The organism is Xanthovirga aplysinae (genome assembly GCF_009711365.1).
In the GTDB taxonomy this organism is placed as follows: Bacteria; Bacteroidota; Bacteroidia; order Cytophagales; family Cyclobacteriaceae; genus Xanthovirga; species Xanthovirga aplysinae.
This window is the reverse complement of sequence record NZ_SMMB01000644.1, coordinates 1-2,978: the sequence shown is the minus strand read 5'-3', so window position 1 is coordinate 2,978 and position 2,978 is coordinate 1. Positions and strand designations below refer to the sequence as shown.

The window sequence follows — 2,978 nt, the reverse complement described above, 5'->3', positions numbered from 1 at the left end:
TGTGCTCTACCAGCTGAGCTACTCTCGCATTTCACATTTTTCCGACTTTACAGCCCTCAAAAACGGACTACAAAGGTAGAAAAAGAATTTTTATTTACAACGGCACCCTAAAAAAAAATCCTTTTAAATCAGCCTTTAAATTGTCATAACACTGAATATCAAAATATTAATTTCTGCATTCAGTGGATATTATAGAAAGGTAATTCCCTTCATCACTGCAAATAATCTCACTCTTCCATCAAACTTTTCAACTCATTCAATTTCAACAAAGCTTCCACCGGAGAAACCCTATTGATATCAATCTTGCTCATAAATTCTTTTACCATCTCGAACCTTGGATCAGCAGCATCGAACAAACTGAGTTGGAAATTATTTTTTGGCACCTCTTCCAGTCGTTTCTGATTCTTTTGGCGAACCTTATCTTTTTCTAAGTGGTGCATGATTTCATTAGCGCGAAGAACCACTTCATTGGGCATTCCTGCCAGTTGGGCCACATGAATACCAAAACTGTGCTCACTACCTCCTTCTTTCAATTTCCGCATAAAAACCACTTTATTGTTGACTTCCTTTACAGAAACATTGAAGTTTTTAATGCGAGGGAAATCCTCCGTCAGTTGGTTAAGTTCATGATAGTGTGTAGCAAAAAGAGTTTTGGCCCGTTTTTCGGGATGATTATGCAAATATTCCACAATGGACCAAGCAATTGAAATTCCATCATAAGTACTTGTCCCACGGCCAATTTCATCCATCAGCACCAAACTTCGATCACTTAGGTTATTTAGAATACTGGCAGTTTCGGTCATTTCCACCATAAAAGTAGATTCCCCTCGGGAAAGGTTATCCGAAGCACCTACTCTTGTAAATACCTTATCAATCAAACCAATGGTAGCACTTTCTGCCGGAACAAAAGCACCCATTTGAGCCATTAGTACAATCAGAGCCGTTTGACGTAGCAATGCTGATTTACCGGCCATATTCGGTCCAGTAATGATCATGATTTGCTGCTGCTCACTATCCAAAAAGACATCATTTGGGACATAACTTTCACCCAAAGGCAATTGCTGCTCAATTACGGGATGACGGCCTGCCTTTATTTCTAGTTGTCTGCCTTCACTAATTTGTGGCTTAACATATTTATTTTTTAAGGCTGTTTGAGCAAAAGACAGTAAGCAATCCATCACAGCCAGAATTCTAGCATTTTGCTGCACCTGTGTGACATAATCGGAAGCATGGTGAACAAGATCAGCAAATAATTTTTGTTCAAGAACACTTAACTTACTTTCGGCTTGGAGAATTTTTTCTTCATATTCCTTCAATTCAGGGGTAATATACCTCTCTGCATTCACCAAAGTCTGCTTTCGAATCCACTCTTCTGGCACCTTATCTTTATGAGCATGTGTCACCTCCAAATAGTATCCAAACACTTTGTTGTAAGCAATCTTTAAAGAGGTAATCCCTGTACGTTCACCTTCCCTTTGCTGAATCTGGGTCAGATAATCTTTACCAGAAAAAGCTATTTTACGCCATTCATCCAATTCCTCATTTACACCGTCCTGAATGATACTTCCTTGATGCACCAACATAGGCGCATCCTCCTTCAGCTCTTTTTCTATTTTCTCCAAAAGGAATTCGCAAGAATTCAGTTGGTCAGCCATCTTTATCAAAGATTCTACCCCGCTTTTGGCTAGGGCAGCTTGCACTGGAATGGTATTTTTCAATGCCTTTTTCAGCTGATTCATTTCACGAGGATTTATCCTTTTTACCGCTACTTTAGATATCAAGCGCTCCAAATCTCCGATATGCTTTAAGTGCTGCAATAAATCTTCTTGCAAATCATCATTTTGGGTAATGGCTTCTACGATTTGTAAACGCTCTTCAATGGTTGTCTTATCCTTCAAAGGAAGTACCATCCATTTTTTCATTTGTCGAGCCCCCATAGGGGTAACCGTTTTGTCCATTACCTCAATCAGGGGAATGCCGCCTTCCTGTTGCGGAAAAAGCAACTCAAGATTTTGAATGGTAAACTTATCCAACCATACATATTTCTCTTCCTCAATTCGGGAAATGGAAGATATATGATTGACTTCCTTATGTTCTGTCTCCTCCAAATAATAAAGCACGGCACCAGCAGCGGTCACCCCATTTTGGAATTTTTCAATACCAAACCCCTTCAAAGATTTGGTTTTAAAATGAGAAGTGAGGCTTTCGTAGGCAAAATCAAAAGCATACACCCAATCTTCCAAACAATAAGTAATGTATTTATCCTGAAACTCTTGTTCAAAATGAGGTCGGCAGGCCTTGCTGTATATAACTTCCGAAGGATTAAAACCTTGCATCAATTTATCCACATAGGCGGCGCTTCCCTGAGAAACCATAAATTCTCCCGTGGAAAGGTCTAAAAAGGCTATTCCCAATTGATCATTTTTTGCAAAATGTATGGATGCCAGATAATTATTATTTCTCTTTTCAAGGACATTATCATTAAAGGAGAGGCCTGGAGTTACTAATTCCGTTACCCCTCGTTTAACAATGCCCTTTACCGTTTTAGGATCTTCCAATTGATCACATATGGCCACCCGGTTTCCGGCTCTTACCAATTTTGGCAAATAGGAATCCAGGGAATGATGAGGAAAACCTGCCAGTTCAATATGAGAAGCTGCTCCATTCGCTCGTTTAGTTAGGACAATATCCAATACCTTGCTTGCCTTAATGGCATCCTCCCCAAAGGTTTCATAAAAATCCCCCACCCGAAAGAGCAAAAGCGCCCCCGGGTACTTAGCTTTAATAGCGTTATATTGCTTCATTAAAGGAGTTTCCTTAGTTCCTTTGGTTGATTTAGTCTTTGCCATAGTTGAAAAAAACATCCACAGTCGGCCGTCTCCGAGCGAATTCTACTTTAATTTTTTAATTTTGCAGATCCAAAAATAAGAAGTAAGTCGTTAAGAACTACGAATTAGGAATTAAAATCAGCAGAATAG

The 2,978-nt window shown here is 39.4% G+C and carries 1 protein-coding gene; it reads right to left on the bottom strand.

Annotated features, from left to right (window positions below):
• Window positions 1-227 precede the first annotated feature (227 nt).
• Window positions 228-2,849 carry a DNA mismatch repair protein MutS gene (gene mutS / locus E1171_RS03655; RefSeq protein WP_155204190.1) on the bottom strand — a complete coding sequence of 874 codons (2,622 nt, stop codon included), beginning with the start codon at window positions 2,847-2,849 and terminating at the stop codon, window positions 228-230.
• Window positions 2,850-2,978: the final 129 nt, after the last annotated feature.